General features: G+C 72.4%; 16 protein-coding genes. 11 read left to right on the top strand and 5 right to left on the bottom strand.

Features of this window, described 5'->3' with window-relative positions; genetic code table 11:
• The first annotated feature begins 511 nt into the window (after positions 1 to 511).
• The 3 genes from E4P41_RS00120 (at position 512) to E4P41_RS00110 (ending at position 6,136) form a co-directional block, all read left to right on the top strand.
• Complete coding sequence (locus E4P41_RS00120; RefSeq protein WP_245177000.1) at positions 512 to 1,888, top strand: UDP-glucose/GDP-mannose dehydrogenase family protein; 1,377 nt, start codon at positions 512 to 514, stop codon at positions 1,886 to 1,888.
• Positions 1,889 to 2,381: 493 nt separating this feature from the next.
• On the top strand, positions 2,382 to 4,823 hold the full coding sequence (locus E4P41_RS23505; RefSeq protein ID WP_280658632.1) for a PKD domain-containing protein: 2,442 nt from the start codon (positions 2,382 to 2,384) through the stop codon (positions 4,821 to 4,823).
• Positions 4,824 to 4,972: 149 nt separating this feature from the next.
• A complete protein-coding gene (locus E4P41_RS00110) occupies positions 4,973 to 6,136 on the top strand; it encodes a phytase (protein WP_135138855.1) in 1,164 nt (387 codons plus the stop codon).
• Positions 6,137 to 6,146: 10 nt separating this feature from the next.
• Here the strand turns inward: E4P41_RS00110 and E4P41_RS00105 are convergent, their stop codons facing one another.
• The 5 genes from E4P41_RS00105 to E4P41_RS00085 form a co-directional block, all read right to left on the bottom strand.
• Positions 6,147 to 7,124 (bottom strand): glycosyltransferase family 4 protein, encoded by a 978-nt coding sequence (locus E4P41_RS00105; protein ID WP_135138854.1) that lies wholly within the window; start codon positions 7,122 to 7,124, stop codon positions 6,147 to 6,149.
• Between the two features lie 62 nt (positions 7,125 to 7,186).
• Positions 7,187 to 8,311, bottom strand: a complete 1,125-nt coding sequence (locus tag E4P41_RS00100) for a polysaccharide pyruvyl transferase family protein (RefSeq protein WP_135138853.1) — start codon at positions 8,309 to 8,311, stop codon at positions 7,187 to 7,189.
• A 103-nt stretch (positions 8,312 to 8,414) separates the two neighbouring features.
• Positions 8,415 to 9,386 carry a glycosyltransferase family 2 protein gene (locus tag E4P41_RS00095; RefSeq protein WP_135138852.1) on the bottom strand — a complete coding sequence of 324 codons (972 nt, stop codon included), beginning with the start codon at positions 9,384 to 9,386 and terminating at the stop codon, positions 8,415 to 8,417.
• A 36-nt stretch (positions 9,387 to 9,422) separates the two neighbouring features.
• Complete coding sequence (locus E4P41_RS00090) at positions 9,423 to 9,998, bottom strand: CHAP domain-containing protein (protein WP_135138851.1); 576 nt, start codon at positions 9,996 to 9,998, stop codon at positions 9,423 to 9,425.
• 80 nt (positions 9,999 to 10,078) lie between these two features.
• Positions 10,079 to 11,233, bottom strand: a complete 1,155-nt coding sequence (locus tag E4P41_RS00085; protein ID WP_135138850.1) for an Ig-like domain-containing protein — start codon at positions 11,231 to 11,233, stop codon at positions 10,079 to 10,081.
• Positions 11,234 to 11,606: 373 nt separating this feature from the next.
• Between E4P41_RS00085 and E4P41_RS00080 the strand changes: the two genes are divergently transcribed.
• The 8 genes from E4P41_RS00080 (at position 11,607) to E4P41_RS00045 (ending at position 20,404) form a co-directional block, all read left to right on the top strand.
• Complete coding sequence (locus E4P41_RS00080) at positions 11,607 to 12,470, top strand: hypothetical protein (protein WP_135138849.1); 864 nt, start codon at positions 11,607 to 11,609, stop codon at positions 12,468 to 12,470.
• Between the two features lie 151 nt (positions 12,471 to 12,621).
• On the top strand, positions 12,622 to 13,608 hold the full coding sequence (locus tag E4P41_RS00075; protein WP_209307439.1) for a glycosyltransferase: 987 nt from the start codon (positions 12,622 to 12,624) through the stop codon (positions 13,606 to 13,608).
• Between the two features lie 52 nt (positions 13,609 to 13,660).
• A complete protein-coding gene (locus tag E4P41_RS00070) occupies positions 13,661 to 15,265 on the top strand; it encodes a lipopolysaccharide biosynthesis protein (RefSeq protein WP_167760842.1) in 1,605 nt (534 codons plus the stop codon).
• Positions 15,262 to 16,527 carry a polysaccharide pyruvyl transferase family protein gene (locus tag E4P41_RS00065; protein ID WP_135138846.1) on the top strand — a complete coding sequence of 422 codons (1,266 nt, stop codon included), beginning with the start codon at positions 15,262 to 15,264 and terminating at the stop codon, positions 16,525 to 16,527. The genes E4P41_RS00070 and E4P41_RS00065 overlap by 4 nt, the downstream gene beginning before the upstream one ends.
• On the top strand, positions 16,528 to 17,121 hold the full coding sequence (locus E4P41_RS00060) for a DapH/DapD/GlmU-related protein (protein ID WP_135138845.1): 594 nt from the start codon (positions 16,528 to 16,530) through the stop codon (positions 17,119 to 17,121).
• A 112-nt stretch (positions 17,122 to 17,233) separates the two neighbouring features.
• A complete protein-coding gene (locus E4P41_RS00055; RefSeq protein ID WP_167760841.1) occupies positions 17,234 to 18,367 on the top strand; it encodes an acyltransferase in 1,134 nt (377 codons plus the stop codon).
• A complete protein-coding gene (locus E4P41_RS00050) occupies positions 18,364 to 19,389 on the top strand; it encodes a glycosyltransferase (protein ID WP_135138843.1) in 1,026 nt (341 codons plus the stop codon). Before E4P41_RS00055 ends, E4P41_RS00050 begins: the two co-directional genes overlap by 4 nt.
• Positions 19,390 to 19,453: 64 nt before the next feature.
• Positions 19,454 to 20,404: a nitroreductase family protein gene (locus tag E4P41_RS00045; RefSeq protein WP_135138842.1), complete on the top strand. Its 951-nt coding sequence runs from the start codon at positions 19,454 to 19,456 to the stop codon at positions 20,402 to 20,404.
• The last annotated feature ends 44 nt before the right edge of the window (positions 20,405 to 20,448 follow it).

Here is a 20,448-nt window from a genome sequence, read left to right as displayed (position 1 = left end):
GGACCCGAGTTCCCGTCGCAGGTCGGGGCAACCGGTCGGGGCGCGCGATGCTCCGGGGCCGCTGGACGGGACGGGGCTGCCTTGCCGTCCTCGCGGTCGGCCAGGCGGATCATCCGGCCGAGCAGGACGGCGGCGGCTGCAGCGAGTACCAGCCAGACCGCTCCGGCTATCCAGATCCAGTCCATGGGCCCCTCCGGGGGGCGCAGCAACCGGCCCTCGTGGTCGGTTCGAGGAAAGGGTATCGGTGACCGGCTCTTCGTGTCGCTCGCACGCGCACGTGCGCTCCTGGAGTCCCCGCCGCCCCGGCGCCGACGAACGTACGGGTCCGCCCGACGGCGCGACCGGCTGGCCCGGGTCCAGGGGCTCGCGCGGTGCCGTCCAGCACCCCCGGCGGCTGCTCTGTCCCGCGCATCCGCCACCGGACGTCTCGGCGTCCGGCCACTACCCGTCCCAGTGACGTGCCGCTCAGCGCGTGGCTCCATCGGCGGCCGTCGCCGTACGGTACATCCCCGTGGGCATCGACCACCGGGCCTTCGTCTCCGGTGGCAGGGACGGGGTGGAGCGGTTCATGAGGATTTCGGTCGTCGGGTGTGGCTACCTGGGAGCGGTGCACGCGGCCGCCATGGCCGACCTGGGCCACGAGGTCGTCGGCGTCGACGTCGACGAGTCGAAGATCGCGGCGCTGCGCGAGGCGCGGGCGCCGTTCTACGAGCCCGGGTTCGAGGAGTTGCTGGCGCGCACGCTGGCGACCGGCCGGTTGCGGTTCTCCACCGACGTCGCTGAGGCCGCGGGCGCGCAACTGCACTTCGTCTGCGTCGGCACCCCGCAGAAGCGCGGCGAGAACGGCGCCGACCTGCGCTACGTCGAGGCGGCTGCCGAGTCCCTGCTGGGCGTGGTGTCGCCGGGTGACCTGGTGGTCGGCAAGTCGACCGTGCCGGTCGGCACGGCGGCCCGGCTGGCCGAGCTGGTGGGCGGCAAGGTGCCGGGTGCGTTGCTGGCGTGGAACCCGGAGTTCCTGCGCGAGGGGTTCGCGGTGCACGACACCTTGCACCCCGACCGTCTGGTCTACGGCCTGCCCGACGGCGCGGACGGCGCGACCGCCGAGCGCATGCTCGACGAGGTGTACGCCCCGATCGTCGCCCGCGGGACGCCCAAGGTGATCACCGACTACGCCACGGCGGAGATGGTGAAGACCGCGGCGAACTCGTTCCTGGCCACGAAGATCAGCTTCATCAACGCGATGGCGGAGCTGTGCGAGGCCACCGGTGCCGACGTCTGCCAGCTGGCCGACGCGATCGGCTACGACGACCGGATCGGACGGAAGTTCCTCAACGCCGGGCTGGGCTTCGGTGGTGGCTGCCTGCCCAAGGACATCCGTGCCTTCATGGCCCGCGCCGGCGAGCTGGGCGCCGACCAGGCGCTGACGTTCCTGCGGGAGGTCGACAACATCAACATGCGCCGCCGGATCCGCATGGTCGAGTTGGCCCGGGAAGTCTGTGGCGGGTCCCTGCTGGGCAAGCGGATCGCCGTCCTGGGGGCGGCCTTCAAGCCCGACTCCGATGACATCCGGGATTCTCCGGCGCTCAACGTCGCCGCCCAGCTGCAGTTGCAGGGGGCCGTGGTGCGGGTGACCGACCCCGCTGCGGTCGAGAACAGCCGCCGGGAGTGGCCACACCTGGACTACGCGGCGACGCCTGAGGAGGCCGCCGAGCGCGCCGACGCGGTCCTGCTCCTCACCGAGTGGAAGCAGTACCGGGAGCTCGACCCGGTGGCCTTCGGGAAGGTCGTGGCCGGCAAGCGGGTCCTCGACGGGCGTAACGCTCTCGACCGCGAGACGTGGACCGCCGCCGGCTGGACCTACCGGGCGCTGGGCCGCCGGGCCGGTTGAGCCTCTCCCGCCCGGGTCCCCTGTCCCGACTCCCCGGCGGGCGCGTCGTCGACCCCGGTCGTCGCCACGTCCCGGGGCTGCGGTGAGGACGTCTGCGTGCCGCGTCGTCGGTGCCGTTCGCCGTTCTCGACCCAGGCCGGGGATCGCACCGTGCCGTGGATCGCACACCGTGATTCGCGGGGCCGGCCTGCGGGCGCGACGACCGCGGGACCACTCGCCAGTGACGAAACCCAGGCCCCGGCGTCGGGCATGGCGGCGATGAGCGGTGTGCGCTGTGGCGGCGGTGCGGGCCGGACCCGGCCGGGAGCCGGACCGGCTGGTCACCGGGTCGTGGCGGAACCCCCTGGTAGACGCCGGTGGGCCGCGTTCCTTATGGTCTCTCCGCCATCCTCCTTGACGGCTGTCCGCAGCCCTGACCTGGCATGAGGTTCTGATGAGTCGAGCTCCGTCCTGTTCGGCCTCTGCCGTGAGGCCGAGCAGCCGGATAGTTGCCATGGTCATCACGCTGCTCACCGCTCTGATGACGGTCCAGGTGCTGGTCGCCCCTGGCGCGGATGCGGCCGAGCCCACGCCGCAGATGTTCCAGGGGCCGGCCTACCCGACGGCCGGGTCGGCGCCCACCGAGGACAAGCCGCAGAGCAAGCTGTGGTTCGCCGACGGCTCCTGGTGGGCGCTCATGCGCACCGTTGCGAACGGCGCCGACGGCAACCCCGACGTCACCGTCCACCGGCTCCAGGCCGATCACACCTGGGTCAACACGGGCACGGTCGTCGACCGACGGTCGGCGAGCACCGGGGACGCGCTGTGGGAGGGGGGCAAGCTCTACGTCTCCAGCCGTGTGCCCAACGGCAACATCGAGGTGGCCCGGCTGTCCTACGACCCCGCCGCCGACAGCTACCGCATGGACAGCGGGTTCCCGAAGGTCGTGACCAGTGGGCCGATCGAGTCGGTCTCCATCGCCCGGGACAGCCTCGCGCGCCTGTGGGTGACCTACACCCGGCCGCACCCGACCGACTCCCGGCTCGACCAGGTCTGGGTGGCGCACTCCACGACCGGCGACACGACGTGGTCGGCACCCTTCCTGGTGCCGGTCCCGGACAACACGGTGGCGGCGGACGACATCTCGGCGGTCGTCGCGTTCAGTGGCAAGGTCGGGGTGATGTGGTCGGACCAACAGGACTCGGTCATCCGCTTCGCGGTGCACCCCGACTCCGCGGGGGCCACGAGCAGCTGGACCATGGAGACCGCGGTGAGCGGCCCGCGCAGCGCCGACGACCACATCAACCTCAAGTCCCTGCTCGAGGACGACCAGGGGCAGGTCTACGCCGCGATCAAGACCTCGCGCGGCGACGCGTCCACCGACCGGCCGACCGACCCCAGCGTCGGGGTGCTCGTGCGCTCGTCGACCGGGTCGTGGACCCATGGCGTCGCGGCCACCGTGGCCGAGGGCCTGACCCGGCCGCAGCTGGCCTTGGACACCACCAACCGCAAGATGTACATCGTCATGTCCACCGAGGGCGGCGGCGAGGTCTACTACAAGACCGCCCCGCTGGGCGCCAGCCCGTCGTTCAGCCCCTCGACCGGTCGGGGTCTCACGATGCTGGCCTGGTCGGGTGCGCAGATCAACAACGCCTCCCTCGCCAAGGCTCCGATCACCGCGGGCTCCGGGCTGGTCGTGTTGGCCAGTGATGACGAGATCACCAAGCGCTATTACCACGCCGAACTCGACCTGGGGGGCGGCACGCCGCAGACCGATGAGACGGCGCCCACGGTGCCGGCGCAGGTGACCGCCACGGCCGACAGCGCCGGCCAGGTGACGGTCAGCTGGGCGGCCTCCACCGATGACGTCGGGGTGGCCAGCTACCGGGTCACCCGGAACGGTGCGGTGGTGGCCGATGCGGTGACCGACAGCACGTCCTTCGTGGACGGGACCGTTGCAGCGAACACGCAGTACGGCTACACGGTCTCGGCGGTGGACGCGGCCGGCAACCGCTCGGCGGAGTCGCCGGTGGCGTCGGTGACGACCCCGGCAGCAAATCCCGAGCCGGTCCCGGCGGCCAGTTTCACGGCCACGCCGACCAGTGGGCAGGCGCCCCTGACCGTGGCGTTCCAGGACACGTCGACGGGCAGCCCGACATCGTGGGCCTGGGACTTCGGGGACGGCGGGACCTCCACCGCGCAGAACCCCTCGCACGAGTACACCGCGGCGGGGACCTACACGGTGACCCTGCGGGCCACGAACTCCTCGGGCACCGGGACCTCGGCGCCGCAGACGATCACCGTGTCCGCCGAGCCGTCGCAGGGAGCGGGCATCACGGTGGGTGCGTCGAGCCAGGGCGTCAGCACGACCGCCAGCGCCACGGTGACGATCCCGAAGCCGGCGGGCGTGGTGACCGGTGACGTGCTCATCGCGCAGATCACCACGGACGGTGTGCCGTCGATCAGTGCCGCCCCGGCGGGGTGGACGACCGTGATCGACCCGCTGTCGGTGAGCACCGGGGCGCGGGTCTTCGTGTACTCCCACGTCGTCGCCGACGCGGCGGCCGAGCCGACGTCCTACAGTTGGACGCTGTCGGCGGCGAAGAAGTGGAACGGCGCGATGACCGGTTTCCACGGCGTCGACCCGGCCGCGCCGTTCGACACTGCGGCCAGCACCAGGGTCAACGCCTCCTCGAGCAGGACCCTGACGGTTCCCGGGGTGACCACCACCACACCGGGGGCGATGCTCGTCGGTGGGGCCGGCCCGAACAGCGGCGGGGTCGGGGTGGCGCCGCCCACCGGCTGGACGGAGTCGGTCGAGAGCCGCGGTGGGCAGATCGCCGAGCTGGCCTGGCAGGAGCGGCCCACTGCCGGGGCCACGGGCACCGCCAGCTGGCGGATGAGCTACTCGATCCAGGCGGCGGGCTGGTTGCGGGCGCTGCGTCCCGCCGCCTGAGCCGGGGTAGGGCTGCGGCGGCCGGACCGGTCGCCGCAGCCTCCGAGGAGGCCCGGCCGACGTCCCCCCGGCCACCGGCCCCACGCAGCGACCACACGGACCCGCGACCCCGTCCCGGTCGCGGGTCCGTCGAGTACCGGAGGCATGTCATGGGTCGGCACGGCCGACGTCTCCTGCCCGTGGTCGCCGCGGTCTGGGCTGCCGTCGTCGCCGGGGGCTGCAGCGACCCGGGTGCGGACGGCGACTCGTCGGGTGACCCGGCGGACGCCGTTCCGACCGGCACGGGCGCCGATGCTGCGACGGAGACTCCGGCGACGGGAGACTCCGCCGGTGCGGCGTGGCCCGACGAGGTGCGGGCGACCGTCGAGACCGAGCCGGTGCCGCACGGCGGGGACGCGGCCGACGACCCCGCGGTGTGGGTGAACACCCGCGACCCTGCGGCGAGCGCGGTGATCGCGACCGACAAGCAGGGCGGCCTGCTGGTCTACGACCTGCGCGGACGGCAGCTCCAGTACCTCCCCGTGGGTCAGGTGAACAACGTCGACGTCCGTCCGGCCGCGGGTCCATCGGGCAGTTCGACGCTGGCCAGTCGGCCCCTCGTCGTCACCGGGAACCGCAGCGACGACAGCATCGGTGTCTACGAACTGGACCCGGACACCCGTCAGCTGCGGGACGTGTCGGCCGGCGCACTCCGCCCGGGCGTCGAGGTCTACGGCTCCTGCCTGTACCGCAGCGCCGCCACCGACCGCCTCTACGTCTTCGTGACCAGCAAGTCCGGCCGGGTCGTGCAGTTCGAGCTGTTCGAGGACGGGTCCGGCCGGGTGGACGGAGAACGGGTCCGGTCGTTCGACCTCGACTCGCAGATCGAGGGCTGCGTGGCCGACGACGAGCTGGGCCACCTCTACATCGCGGAGGAGGAGGTGGGGATCTGGAAGTACGGCGCCGAGCCCACCGACGGCACCGAGGGGACCCCGGTCGCCCGGGTGTCCCGGTCGGGGCCGCTCGTCGCCGACGTCGAGGGCCTGACCATCGCCGCCGGGCCGGACGGCACGGGTTACCTCATCGCGTCGAGCCAGGGCGACGACTCCTACGCCGTCTACACCCGCGAGGACGACAACGACTTCGTGACGTCGTTCCAGGTGGTGGGCGGATCGGGCATCGACGGTGCCGAGGACACCGACGGGCTGGTCGCCGCCGCCGCACCGCTGGGAACTGACTTCCCCGCCGGGGTGCTCGTGGTGCAGGACGGCGAGAACGATGGCGGCAACCAGAACTTCAAGCTGGTGCCGCTGGACCGCCTGCTCCCGGACTGACCCACCCGGCTCAGTGCAGGCCAGCCGGGTGGCGGTCGGCCAGCGCCGCCAGCCACAGGTCCTCCACCTTGGGGAACACCGCCGCTGCGCTGAAGCGCTCCTCGAACGCCTGCGCGCCCGCCTCGGCCAGCCGCGCACGCCGTGCCGGGTCGGACAGCACCGATTGCAGCGCGGCCCGAAAAGCCTCGACGTCCCCGGGCGGCACGACGATCCCGCGGCCGTCCTCCAGGACCGCGGCGATGCCCCCCACGTCGGTGGCGACGACGCAGTTGCCCCGCGCCATCGCCTCCAGGATGAACATCGGCATCGCCTCGTCCCGGGAGGGCAGCACGGCGATCCGGGACCGGTCCAGCAGCGCCATCAGGTCCTCGTGCGCCAGCGAGCCGGCCATCGTCAGGCCGGGAACGCCCTCGCGGACCAGGTCCGCGTCCCGGACCGGGCCGGCCACCACCAACTCCCAGCCCGGGGCGTCGATGCGGGACCAGGCCTCCTGCAGGACGTCGATCCCCTTGCGGTGGGAGACGACCCCGCCGAACACCACCAGGTCCTGCTTCTCGGTGGGGGAGCTGGACGGGATGGCGTTCGGGATCAGCACGACGCGCTCCACCGGCACGAACCGCGCCGACACCTCCGAGGACTCCTCGGACAGGGTGACCACCCGGTCGGCACCGCGCAGCGCCCATCCGGTGAGCCGCGGGTGCCGGGCGGCGAAGCGCGCGAACGAGCTGCCGTGCAGGTGCGCCACCGTGGCGATCCCGCGCAGTCGCGCCAGGCGCATCAGGCCCCCCTCCCGGAGGAACGAGCCCCGTTCCGAGAGGTGCCCCACCACGACGGAGGACCGGCGAGGCAGGCGCAGGACCTGAACCAGTGCCCCCGCCCCCCTGACCACCGCGGTCCGGAGGTCGTGCGGGTCGCCTCGGGAGGTGATCACGGCCACGTCGACCCGCGGGAACGACCACCCGAGGTAGCCGTTGAGCACCTGCGTCATGCCACCCGGGATGTCACCCACGCGACCCAGGTGGTGGACGGTCGGTCGGTCGTCGGCCACCGTCAGCCGCCGAGGGGCCCGGTCGCCGTGGCCTGCGACGCAGGAGAACGCCCCGACAGGACCTGCAGGATCTCGTCGCGGTGCCTGCGCAGCCGCGCCCGGGCCTCGAGGAGGCAGGCGAACATCTCCGCCCGCCGACCGGCGAGAGCGGCCAGCTGTTCGGCCACCACCTCGGCGGACTCCGCGGCCGCGGATACGGACACGCCGTCGACGCCGATGGTCGCGAAGTGCCGGTCGACCTTGTCCGACCCGTCGATCGGCGCACCGACGGGGACGGCGCCCTCGGTGAAGGCGGCGATGACGACGTGCAGCCGGTCCGAGAGCACGATCGCCGTCCGGGAGTACAGCGCGCGCAGCCGGCGCTCCTGCTCGTCGTGGCCGGTGGACTCGTGCCAGGTGAGCGCCTGCCCACCCAGGTCCGCCGCCAGCCGCACGGTGCGGACGTCGTCGGTCCGTACCTGGGTCACCGCCCAGATCTGCAGGCCGTTCGCCGCGGCGTGGGCCCGCACCCCCGCCAGCCAGGCGCGGCTGGGATAGGGCCGCGCCGGGTCGTCGCCGCGCATGGACACCACCAGCACGTCCCGCGCGGGGGACGGCGCGGAGAACGACGCCACGGCGGCGTCATCGGCGCCCTCCCCGAAGGCCAGGTCCGGCATGACCTCGCCGGTCCTCATGTAGGCGCCGGTGGCCTCGTCGCGCCAGAGGGTGAGGTCCGACAGCGCGATCGACGGACGCATCAGGCCCCGCGGTACGGGCGCGTAGTTCCGGGTGCCCACGCCGGCCCGGATCGCCGTGCCGCCGCGCAGCCTCAGCGCCAGCAGCAGGGGGAGGACGGAGAGGTGCTCCTTCATGCCGATGAGGGTCAGCTGGATCTCGCCCGGCTTGAAGACGTAGGCCGCGTTCCCGCGCAGAGCGGAGCCGAGGGCGACCCGGTACCAGTTCCGCAGTGACCGGTAGACCCGGTCGTCCGGCCGCAGCCCGAGGCCTTCGTCGTAGCCGGCGGGGGACGAACCCACGTACACGTGCATCTCGCCCGCCGGCCGGACCCAGTCCAGGAGCTGGCGGCGCAGGATGATGTCCCCGATGTTCTCGTACTGACCCCGGCCGATCGCGAACACCTTCGTCATGTGCAGACCTCTCGGTACGGGGCCGGTGACCATGGTCGGTCAGCTCGCGGGGCACCGTAGCCCACCGTTCGCCGGGTGCCGGCACGTCGCCCGAACGGGGGGCTCACCGGTTACCGGCGGCGAGCAGCTTGCGGTAGACGCGGAGCGACACCTTCGCCGAGACCGCCAGCGCCAGCCTCTTCACGTCCCTCCGCCGGGCCAAGAGTGCCATCTCCCGCGCACCGAGACGGCGACGGAGCAGGCGCACGTGGTGGTCGCTCTCGGCGCGGGTGTACGCCCCCAGCACGGCGTCCTTGAGCCCGGACAGGGTGAGGTAGCGGGTGACGAAGTAACGGTGCTCATCGGTCCCGATCGCCGGCGGTTGTACGCGCCGTGCGGCGGCGTCGACCGCATCCGCGATGAGCTCCAGGGACTCGGCGCGGCGCGAGCGGGTGGTGATGATGGAGCTGCTGCGGACCCGGTACTCGTAGACCGGCGCCGGCAGGAAAGCCACCTGGCCGGCTGCGGCGACGGCCTGGGCGACCATGGCCAGGTCGGACTGCACGCGCGCCGGGGTGAACTCGATCGTGAGCAGCAGGTCGCGACGGAACAGCTTGTTCCACAGGTGCCCGGTGATCTGCCCGGTGAGGAAGAGGGTGAAGGCCTCGCGTCCGGACACCGGCGGCCCGCTGGGTGGCTCGATGGTGGTCGGCGCCTTGCCGGACTCGAAGGTGTAACGGGCCCCGGCCACCATCACGTCCGTACCGGGGAACTGCGCCGCCGCTGCTGCGAGGCGAGCCGCAGAGTCGGGTCCCCAGTCATCGTCGGAGTCGACGAACCAGATCCAGTCGGCGCTGGCCTCCTGCACGCCCCGGGCGCGGGCGCGGGCGACCCCGCCGTTCTCCGGCAGCGCGACGAACCTGACCCGGGGGTCGCGGTCGGCCGCGGCCTGTGCGATCGCCCGCGACCCGTCGGTGGAGCCGTCGTCGAGGAGGACCAGCTCGATGTCCACACCCTCCTGGGCGAGGACCCGGCCGATGGCGTCGGCGAGGTGCGCCTCGTCGTTGTAGACGGGCAGGACGACGCTGATCAGCACGGTTCACCCCGCGACCACTCGCTCACCTCGGCACCGTCAGCGGTAGGACGGGTAGGCATAGCTGACCCGGTCGTCCCAGGGGCGGGCGAAGCGGCGGACGAAGCGCTCGGCGTAGGGCAGGCTGAACGGATGGTCGCCCTCCTGGGTCTGGGGGACGCCACGGGTCACCGAGGTCACGAGCCCCACGTGGTGCGGGGGGCTGACAGGTCCGCGCGAGTAGAAGATCAGCGCGCCCGGTTCCGGCTCGCTCCCCAGGCTGTTGCCGGCCTGGAACACCGCGTGGAGGCCGGCGACGTCCGCCGTCCGCGTTACGCCGTTGTCCCGCAGCAGCCAGGACACGTAGATCCCGCTCCACGCCTCCGACGTGCTGCCGGACCAGCTGCTCCAGGGACTGGCCAGGAGCCGACGGCCGGCGGTGGCCTCTGCCTCGGCGAGCACCTCGTCCAGGGATCGCACGGCCGAGCCGGGCGGCGCGGAGGGGTCGACGAGCGGGGAGTGCGAGGGGGCGCCGGAGGACGGCGCCGGCGTCGAGGAACGGCCCGACAGCTTGCTGACGGCCGCCACACCCCCGAGCAGGACCACGGACCCGGTGAGGAACGCGCGTCGGCTCACTGGCCGAGACCTTCGGGGCTCGTCGTCCACCGGCCCGCCGTGCTCGGTGCCGTTCCGCAGCGGCGTTCCGTGCTGGTCGATCACGGCAGTGGCCCGTTCCGGTAGGAGCGCGGGTCGGCGTCCTCCACCGTCCGGGCGATCCGGTGCCCGGTGTGCCACATCGTCACCCGGTCGAACCGGTCATTGACCCGGTAGATCTGCATGTCCGTGCGGAACGGTTCCGAGTCGGCGCGGAGGAGCACCCGGGGCAGTCGCAGCTGGCCGGTCACCAGCGGCAGCGGGCGCACGTTCGTCGACTCCCCCTGGTTGACGTAGGTCTCCACCCAGCCCTTCTCGATCGAGGCGGACGCGCGGATCCGGAACACCACGTCGGTCCACCCGCCGCGGCGGTAGGGGAGGGAGAGGAAGGGAACCGGATCTCCCGGGTTCAGCTCGTTGCCACGGACGGTGAACTCGTCCACGGGGTCGTCGACCGAACGACGCTCGGCGTGCAGGACGAAGGGGGAACCCTGCTCGTAGGGCGGTCCGTAGATCTGGAAGATCGCGATGTAGCCGGTCGCCTCGTCGCCCCGCGGGTTGGTGACGTCGTCGCGGGGATACACCGACGGGAAGTCGGCCGGGGGGAGGAAGGCGAAGCCGACACAGAACTCGTCGCCCTCGCGGATGCTGTGCACGCTGGAGGACTGGAAGCGCACCGTCGTGGAGGTCGGCTGGTCGTCATCGTCCTTGGCGCTGTTGGGAACCGATACGCGCACGGCGCGGCGCGCGGCCCCGAGGACCGGGTCGTGGTGCACGGAGGCGTACTCACCTCCGATGACGGCCTGGTTGCTGTCCCGCCACTGGCGCGTCGAGCCGCTGTAGTCCGCGGCCCAGGCCAACTCGTCGCGCCAGCCGCCGGCGGTCTGGACGGCGGCAGAGGCGGTGTCGTTGGCGGTGATGACCGGCAGCGGGGTGGCGGTCAACTGAACGCCGTCCACGACCGCGGAGGCCGAGATCCAGAACAGGGCATCGCCGGCCGCGCGGCTGTTCGGGTCCGACAGCTTCCTCGTGGTGTCCCACCGGAACACGTATTCACGTCTGCCGGACGGTTCGGCGGCCCGGGTGCCGAACGCCGGGTCACCGACTGCTACCGTGACGCCGCTCACCTGACTGCCGCCCCGCACCTCGACCCGCACCTCGACCGTGCCCTGCACGCGCGCACCCGCCTCCGGCGCGGTGACGGCGATGGACGGCATGCATCTCCTCGGTGCGACGATGGGGATCGGCGGCTGCGTCGTCGGGGGTCCCCGCCGGCTCGGGGACCGGCGGAACGCGCGGGACCCGAGTGTATCGGGACGCTCCCGTCCGATGATCGGCGAGCCGTGGGACACTGTCAAAGGACACCGGGACCGGCCGATCCGGGCGTGACCACTGTGACCCACGTTGCGAGACCGGACTGTTGCGACCGATTTCTGTGGGAGCTAGCTTGCCTCCTGGCAATCAATCGGCTCCTGGCAATCAATCGACGGGGGTCGACGGGCGGGGCAGCCCTCTCCGTCACGGGTCCCGCGGAAGGGGCATGCCGTGAAGGACGTTCGCCGAGGCTCTCCTGAGAGCTCGTCGAGGTCGGTGACGACCCGGCGCAGTCTTCTCGTCGGTGCGGCCGCGGGCCTCGTCACCGCGGCCGTCGGTGTGCCGTCTGCTCAGGCGGCTCCCGTCTACACGGCGGTTCCCGAGCTGCCCGGTGAGGTCTCCCGCTCCGCCACCCGCACCACGCGTCTCGGCAAGGTCCCGTATGAAGTGATCGACGTGGTCTGGGCGGGCGACCGGGCCCGGCTGTACGTGCCGTGGGCCACCCCACCGAAGGCGACGAAGCCTGGTGCCGTGGTCTGGTTCTACCACGCGAACGGCAGCACCCACACCGCACTCGACGGCGCCTTCAACTACCCCGCCATGCTGGCCGTCGACCGGGGCGCGGTGTGCGTCTGCCCGAACTACGGCGGGAGCCTGTGGACGTCGCAGCCGGCACTCGCCCACCAGGTCGCCTGGGCCCGGTACGTGAGCGGGGTCTTCACGGTCGGCGCCGCCTTCGCGCGCGCCAACTCCGGCGGCGGGTCGCTCATGGTGTACGCCTACGCGAAGGACATGGTGCCGGCGCTGCGCGGCATCTACTTGGCGAACGCGAGCTACGACATGGAGGACCTCTACGCGCGGGATCCCGGGCGCATCGGTCCGGTGTACGGCAACGATCCCGCCGCGGTCGCCGCCACCAACCCCGCACGTCTCCCGCAGTCCAGCTGGACGGGCAAGAGGATCAAGACCGTGGTGTCCCAGGCGGACCCGGTCATCCCGCCGGCGCGGCACGGCTCGGCCCTCGCCGCTCTCGCCCGCCCCGTCGCGGCCGACGTGCGTGTCCAGTACCACGACGAGGGGCACGTCGTGCCGGGATGGACCCATGCGGACATGGTGTCCACCTTCGCCTCGTGGCTGTGATCGCGACGTCGACCGCCCGACGTGCCGGGTCACCGACCGGTGGGGACCGGTCGTGCCAGGAGGCGTCGGGTCGAGAGCCGACCGGCCGATGAGGCGAGCCCACGCGACCGACGGGGCCGCGGCACGGCCGTGCACCCCGGACCGACTGGTGGTGCTCCACTCGCTCCGTGAGCCGGACGGCACCACCCAGTACGTGGACCAGATGGTCGTCGGTGCGGCCCCCGAGGTCGACATCCGCTTCTTCAGCTGGCCGACGGCGTTGTTCGGGCGGTACGACGTCCTGCACGTGCACTGGCCCGAGTTGCTGATCCGCGACAGTCGCCGGCCCTGGTTCCGCTTCGTGAAGCGCCGGCTGCTGGACCTGCTGCTGCTGCGGCTGCGGCTGCGGCGGATCCCGCTGGTCTGGACGGCCCACAACCTCAGCCCGCACGAGCAGGGCAGCCGCTCCGACCACCGGTCACTGGACAGGTTCTACGAGCGGGTCGACCTGGTCATCCGGCTCAATCCGGCCAGCCCCGTCACCGCCGGCCGCGAGGCGGTGACGATCCCGCACGGCCACTACCGGCAGCCCTTCGCGCGGTACCCGCAACCCGCAGCCGAGCCCGGGCGGATCCTCTACTTCGGCATCATCCGACCGTACAAGGGCGTCGACACCCTCATCGGCGCGTTCCGCGACATCGACCGCACCGACGTCCGGCTGCGCGTCATAGGGAATCCGCATCCCGGGCAGGCCGAACTGGTGCGGGCGGCGTGCCAGGGTGACTCCCGGATCGGCACCCTGCTCCGCCTGGTGAGCGACCGCGAACTGGTCGACGAGATCTGCCGCGCCCAGCTGGTGGTCCTGCCCTACCGCGGCAGCATGCACAATTCCGGGTCCCTGCTCGCGGCGCTGTCCCTCTGCCGGCCGGTCCTCGTCCCGGAGTCCCCCACCAACGCCGCCCTGGCGGAGGAGGTCGGACCCGGCTGGGTCCTGCAGTACTCCGGCGAGCTGACCGGTGAGGTCCTCGAGAAGGCCATCGCCGCCACCGCCGTCCGCCCGGACGGCGAGCCTCGGCTGCAGGACCGCGACTGGAGCGAGGTCGGGCTCCGTCACCGGAGCGCCTACCGTCGCGCCCTCGCTCGGCGGAGCCGGACATGACGGGGCGGGCGTGACGGGTCCGGACGTGACGGGGTCGGGAACGACGGCCGGCGTGGACTCGGGCCCGGGGCCGAAGCCAGGACTGGCGGCCTCGGCGTCCCGCGGCGCGGTCGTCACCCTGAGCGGTCAGGGCGTTCGCGTCGTCCTGCAACTGGTCGGCATCGTCGTCCTCGCCCGGCTGCTCACGCCGGAGGACTACGGGCTGATCGCCCTCGTGGCCGTGATCATCGGCTTCGGCGAGCTGTTCCGAGACTCCGGGCTCTCCTCCGCCGCCGTCCAGGCCAAGGTGCTCACCGACGGTCAGCGCGACAACCTCTTCTGGCTCAACACCGGCATCGGCGCCGCGCTGGCCCTCCTGCTCTGCGCCGCCGCTCCCCTCATCGCGCGGGCCTTCGGTGACGACCGGCTCACCCTCGTCGCCGTCGTGCTGTCGGTGACGTTCCTGCTGAACGGGGTGTCCACCCAGTACCGCGCGATGCACGCCCGCCACCTGCGGTTCGGCAGACTCGCCCTCTCGGAGATCGGTGGCCAGCTCGCCGGGGTCGTCCTCGGCATCGCGCTGGCCGCCCTCGGTGCCGGCTACTGGGCCCTCGTCGCCCAGCAGCTCACCCAGGGGCTGGTGTCCCAGGTGCTGCTGGTGCTCACCAACAGGTGGCTACCAGGTCGGGTCCGACGGTCGGAGTCCATCCGGCCCTTCATCGGCTACGGCCTCCCGCTGCTCGGGTCCCAGCTGCTCGGCTACGTCTCGGCCAACGTGGACACCCTCGTCATCGGCGCGCGCTTCGGGGCCACCTCCGTGGGCCTCTACAACCGCGCGTACCAGCTGGTGATGATGCCGCTGCTCCAGGTGCAGGCGCCCTCCACGCGGGTGGCGATCCCGGTGCTCTCCCGGTTGCAGGACGAGCGCAGGCGGTTCGCCGACTTCCTCTGCTTCGGGCAGGTCGTGCTGCTCACGCTCATCGGCGGTCTGTTCGCCGTCCTCTTCGCCCAGGCGCCCGACGTCATCCACTTCGCTCTCGGCCCCCAGTGGACCGAGGCGGTGCCGCTGTTCCGGATACTGCTCGTCGCCGGGTTCTTCCAGGCCGCGAGCTATGCGACCTACTGGGTGTTCCTGGCCGACGGGCTCACCCGCTCACAGCTGCGGTACGCACTGGCGACCCGGCCGGTGATGGCCGGGCTCATCGTGGCCGGCTCGTACTGGGGCGTGCACGGGGTTGCCGTGGCCTACGCGATCAGCGCGGCGTTGTCCTGGCCGGCCTCACTGCTGTGGATTCGCGGAGCATCCGACGCCCCCGTCGGCAGGATGTTCCGCAACGGGCTCCGGGCCGGCCTGGTCTTCACCGTGGCGGCAGCGCTCTCCGTCCTCTCCACCGTCCCGATGCCCGCCGATGCCCACCTGCTCCGCCTGGTCACGGGGGCCCTCGTGGTCGTCGGCGCTACCGCCCTCGCGGCCGTGGTGCTGCCGACCTTCCGGCGGGACCTCCGTGACGTGGCGGCGCTGCGTCAGCACCTGCGGCGCAACCGCGGTCGCCCGGCCGGGGCTCCGAACCTCCCGCCCGGTACGGCGCAGCCGGGCGACGCCACCGGAGTCGGCCCCGCCGCCCCCGGAGGCGCCGCGGGACCGGTCACGAACCCGACAGCGGGGGCCCGCTCGTGACCCGGGCCGTCGATCGCTTCGTCCGGGTCTGGAAGAGGGCCGTCGTCGGCTCCGGGCTGCCCGGGCTCGTCGACCGCACGATCATCCGTCTCCAGATCCGCGCCCAGCTCCGTGCCGGACCGCAAAGTCGCCATCGGCGCCTGCTCATCGCGGCGCCCGGCTCCGGCAACGTGGGGGACCAGGCGTTGCTGGAGTCGCTGCTGGAGAACATCGAGGGTCCGCTGACCCTGATCGTCTCCGACCCAGCGCAGCTGGACCTCCCCGAGCGATTCCGGGAGCGGGTCGAGGTCCTCGAGATCCCCGACCTCGTCTACGGGACCGGCGCCGGTCACCGGGCCGCCGTCGCCCGGTTCGGCCGCGCCCTGGCCGGCGCCACACACCTGTCCGTGGTGGGTGCCGACGTGATGGACGGCAGGTACTCCCTCCCCGCGTCGGTGCGCCGGTCCACGCTGGCCGCCGCCGCCGCCCGGTCCGGCGTGGACACGCGGATCATCGGGTTCAGCTGGAGCGACCGCGCCCGCACGGCCGCCCGTCGCTCGCTCGCCGCCGCGGCCCGCAGCGGCGTCCGTCTCCTGCTGCGCGACCCCGTGTCCGCCGAGCGCGTCCGACGTGACGGCATCGGCCCGGTCGAGGAGGTCGCCGATGTCGTGTTCGCCGCGCGCACCGTCGACAGCTCGGCGGCGGAGGAGTTGCTGCGCGACGTCACCAAGCCGGTGGGGCTCGTGAACGTCAGCGGCCTGCTCGCCGGCCGGATCGACCAGGTCGCGGACTACGTGGCCATCGTCGACGCCCTGCGGCAGCGCGGCCTGCACGTGCTCCTGCTCCCGCACGTGTCCCGGGAGCGCGGAGACGACGTGGTCGCCTGTGCGGCGGTGGCCGAGCGGGTCGGGCCGGCCGACGTGAGCAGTGTGCGGAGGCTCCTGACGCCTGCACAGGTCCGGGGACTCACCGCCCGGGCGGCGATCACCATCACCGGGCGCATGCACCTGGCGGTGATGTCCCTCATGCACGGTGTCCCGGCGATCACGCTGTCCTCCCAGGGCAAGGTGGAGGGGTTGATGCAGTTGTTCTCGACGCCTCAGTTCTGCGTCGAGCCCCGCCCCGGGTTCTCCGCCGCAGTGATCGCCGCCGTCGACGGGGCGCTGCCCGAGGACTCTCCGGCACGAACGTCCCTGCGGGATGCTCTGCCGCGCGTCACGGCGCTCGCGCAGCGCAACACCGACGGCCTCCAGGTGCCCGGCGTACGGGAAGGGGAGGCATAGATGGCCGGAACGGTCCGGGGGGTGCTCGCCAGCACCGTGGCGGCCAGCCCCCTGTGGAGTCCCCGTGCCCGGGCGCGGCTGCTCGGGTTCCTCGGCGTCCGCCTGACCGGTGGGGCACGTGTCTACCCGTGGATCCGGTTCGCCGGTGGCGTCAGCCACCTGGAGATCGGCCGGGGCTCGTTCGTCAACATGAGCCTGACGGTGGGCGCCAACGCCGACGTCGTGCTGGGGGAGCGGGTGTACCTGGGCCCCGGGGTCAGTCTGCTGCCCTCCTCCCACGAGTTGGGGCCGCGGACCCAGCGTGCCGGAGCGACCGTCAGCGCACCGATCAGGATCGGGGACGGGGCGTGGCTCGGCGCCGGGGTCACGGTCCTCGGAGGCGTGACCATCGGGGCGGGCTGCGTCATCGCCGCGGGCGCCGTGGTGGCCCGGGACACCGAGCCGGACACTCTGCACGGCGGCGTCCCGGCGCGGTTCATCCGCCGCCTGGAGCCGGCCGACCCAGCGGTCTCGAACCCATCCCCAGGGTCTACGGATCGTGACCAAATCCACTTCCCCGTGACGAATTCGATCCGTCCGCACGGCGAGGGCTGACTAAGGTATGGCACCGGTCCGCAGGCGCCTTCGTGCACCGGATGCAGCGCGGTCGCCCGTTGGACGGACCGGCCGGGCAGCGGGCCGGGCGGCACGAGGAACGGATTCGGGGATGGTCTTGACCGGCGACACCACAGCCACGACGACGTCGGGACGACTGGCGTGGGTGGACCCCTCCAAGGGCCTGGCCATGTTCATGGTGATCGCCTACCACGTCACCCTCTACCTGAAGACGGAGGACGTCGACGCCGTACTCGGGCGAGCCAAGGCGGTCTTCGAACTCTTCCCGATGCCGGCCTTCTTCCTCATCGCGGGGATGTTCGCCGCCCGGCAGGGGCAGACCAGCTTCCCCGCGCTGTGGAAGCGCCGGCTCCTGTCCCTGCTGTACCTCTACGTCCTGTGGTCGGTCATCCGGACGGCCTTCTACTTCATCGTCCCCGGGCTGAACGGGGAGCTCGGTGAGATCCCGGCGACCGATCCGCTGGCGCTGCCGCTCATCCTGTTCTGGCCGAGCAGCAGCTACTGGTTCCTCTATGCCCTATTCCTCTTCACCCTGTTCCGTTGGTTGATCGCCAGGTTCCCGGTCTGGGCTCAGCTGGCCGGTGCGGGCGCGGTCTCCACGCTCTTCACCAGCGGCCTGGTGGACGCCCACAACATCGGCTGGAACCGGGTCGGTGCGCTGTTCTTCTTCTTCGTGTTCGGCGCCGTGTTCTCCCGGCATATCCGCGTCGTGGTCGACCGGGCGCGGCTCGTTCACCTCGGGATCGCGCTGGCCGCGCTCGCCCTGTCCACCGCGCTCATCGTCCTGGACCTGAGCTGGATCCCGCTGGTGGTGCTCGTGGGCCAGCTCGCTGCCGTGGCGGTGGGCATCCTCGTCTGCCGATACGTGGTCCGGTTCCGCCCCTTCGGGATCCTCAGCACGATGGGCCGCGCCAGCCTGAAGCTCTACCTGCTCCATCTCTACGTCATCGTCTCGGCCACCGCGCTGATCGGACTGCTGGATCCGGCTTGGCCCCGGTGGGTCGACGTCTGCGTGCAGACGGTGCTGGTGGTGGTCACCGTCGCCGCCTCGTTCGGGCTCGCTCGGCTGACCAGCCGGGTTCGCTGGCTCTACGCACCGCCGGCGTTCCTCCGAGGCACTCGCCGTCGCGGGACGCAGCGGCATCCGGCGCCCAGCGACCCCGAGGCGGCGGTCACGCCTCCGGTGGCGCTGACGTCCCAGCCGGTCGATGGGAGCCAACGATGACGGCCCGGGAGTTGCCCGACCTCCGGCCGGGGGCCGGACGACGGCTGGTGCTCGCCGCGTCCACGGGAGGCCATCTCGCTCAGCTGGTTCGCCTGGCCCCAGGGCTCGGCGCGGCCGAGGACTCCCTCTGGGTCACCTTTCCCACCGCGCAGAGCGAGTCGCTGCTGAAGGGCCGCAACGTCCTGCACGTGCCCTACATCCGACCCCGGGACGCGCTGTCGATCGCGCGGGCGTTCCGGTTGATCCTGCCGCGGCTGCGGGCGGAACGGTACGACGCGGCAGTGAGCACCGGTGCGGCGCTGGCCCTGGCCGCGCTCCCCGCCGCGCACCTGGCCGGGATCCCGTCGCTCTACGTGGAGAGCGTCTCCCGGGTGGACGGTCCGTCCGTCAGCGGCCGGGTCCTCGCCGCGCTGCGGTTCGCGGAGATGCGGACGCAGCACCCGGCCTGGGCAGGTGGCCGGTGGGGCGTCCACCCGAGCGTGCTCTCGGCGTACCGGACCGTCCCTCGGACGGCGCCGCCTGCTGGGCGGGCCCGGCTGTTCATCACGCTCGGCACGCTCCGCGGCTACCCGTTCCACTCCCTCGTGGACCGGATCCTGGAACTGGGACTGGCCGACGAGCACACCGTCTGGCAGCTGGGGGAGACCGAGCCGACGGTCGACCTACCGGGCCAGGTGTACCGCGAGGTGCCCGGCGCGGACTTCGAGCGGTATGCCTCCGAGGCCGACGTGGTGATCACCCACGCCGGGGTGGGCAGCGTCCTCGGGCTCCTGGAGCTGGGGATCGCCCCGATCGCGGTGGTACGTCGTCGCTCCCGCGGCGAGCACGTCGACGATCACCAGCAGCAACTGGCGAGCCTCATGAACAACAGCGGGACCGGCTTCGCCGTCGAGGTCGACGAACTGGGCCGGGACGTCGTCGCTGCGGCGGCCGGTCACCGGGTGGAGCTGATCCCCGGCACGATCGGCGGCCCGGCACCCGGGCAGGACACGTCCCAGGACTCGCGCGCCGACCGGTTCTGAGTTGAGACGTACGCCCACGGACATCACGGGGCCGGGACACTGGGACACGAGCTGAGGAGTCCGGATGCGGACCACCGACCTCAAGCAGCGACTCGGGCAGTTGAAGGACGACGTCCGGATCGCCCGGGAGACCTGGCAGGACGGGTGGCGGCACATCCGGTACTCGGCGGCGGTGGACCGGCGGAGCTCCCTGTCGGTCGGCCTGCGCCAGCTCGAGGCCCAGATCACCAGGGACTATCACCGGATCGAGAAGGGGCTCGCGCTCCGTGCCCCCCGGTCGGACTTCGGCACAGCCGTGGCCGAGCGCCTGGCCCGCGACGTCGTCCGCTACGAGGCCCTGCCCGGGCACGACCGGCGGGTGGTCGCTCATGCGGCCAGCGCGCTGGCCGCCCTCAGGGTGTGGCGCACCGAAGGCCGGCGCCTGGAGGACGACGGACCGACCCGTCCCCCGCCCCAGGGGGTGTCACTGACCCGGTCCCAGGCCGAGGCATTTTTCCGTAGCCGGGTCAGTGTCCGCGACTACGACGGCACCCCGGTGCCGGCCGAGGTCGTCCGGACGGCTGCCGACCTGGCGCTGTCCTCGCCATCGGTCTGCAACCGGCAGGCCTGGGCGCTGTGGGCCTTCCACGAACGGGAGGACATCGAGCGCATCGCGGCGCTGCAGAACGGCAACGCCGGTTTCCGGGAGCAGATCCCGTGCCTGCTGATCGTCGCCGTCGACGCCCGCTTGTTCAGCGGGTCCGGCGAGCGCAACCAACGATGGGTGGACGGCGGGCTCTACGCCATGTCCCTGGTCTGGGCCCTGCACGCCCTGGGCGTCGGCTCTTGCATGCTGAACTGGTCGGTCGACCACGGCCAGACGCGACGGCTGAGGGCCATGACCGGCATACCGGACCACCTCGACGTGATCACGATGATCGCCGCCGGCTATCCGCGGGAAGGCCTGCGTGTGGCGCGCTCACCCCGACGGCCGGTGGACAGCGTCCTCCACTCGGACGCGCCCACCAGCGGCTGACCAGCTCTCCGCACCGCCGTCCCTACCCCCCGGGAGGATCGGCG

Source organism: Geodermatophilus sp. DF01-2 (genome assembly GCF_004571065.1).
GTDB lineage: Bacteria > Actinomycetota > Actinomycetes > Mycobacteriales > Geodermatophilaceae > Geodermatophilus.
The sequence above is the reverse complement of the archived record's forward strand: the minus strand, read 5'-3'. Positions and strand labels throughout refer to the sequence as shown.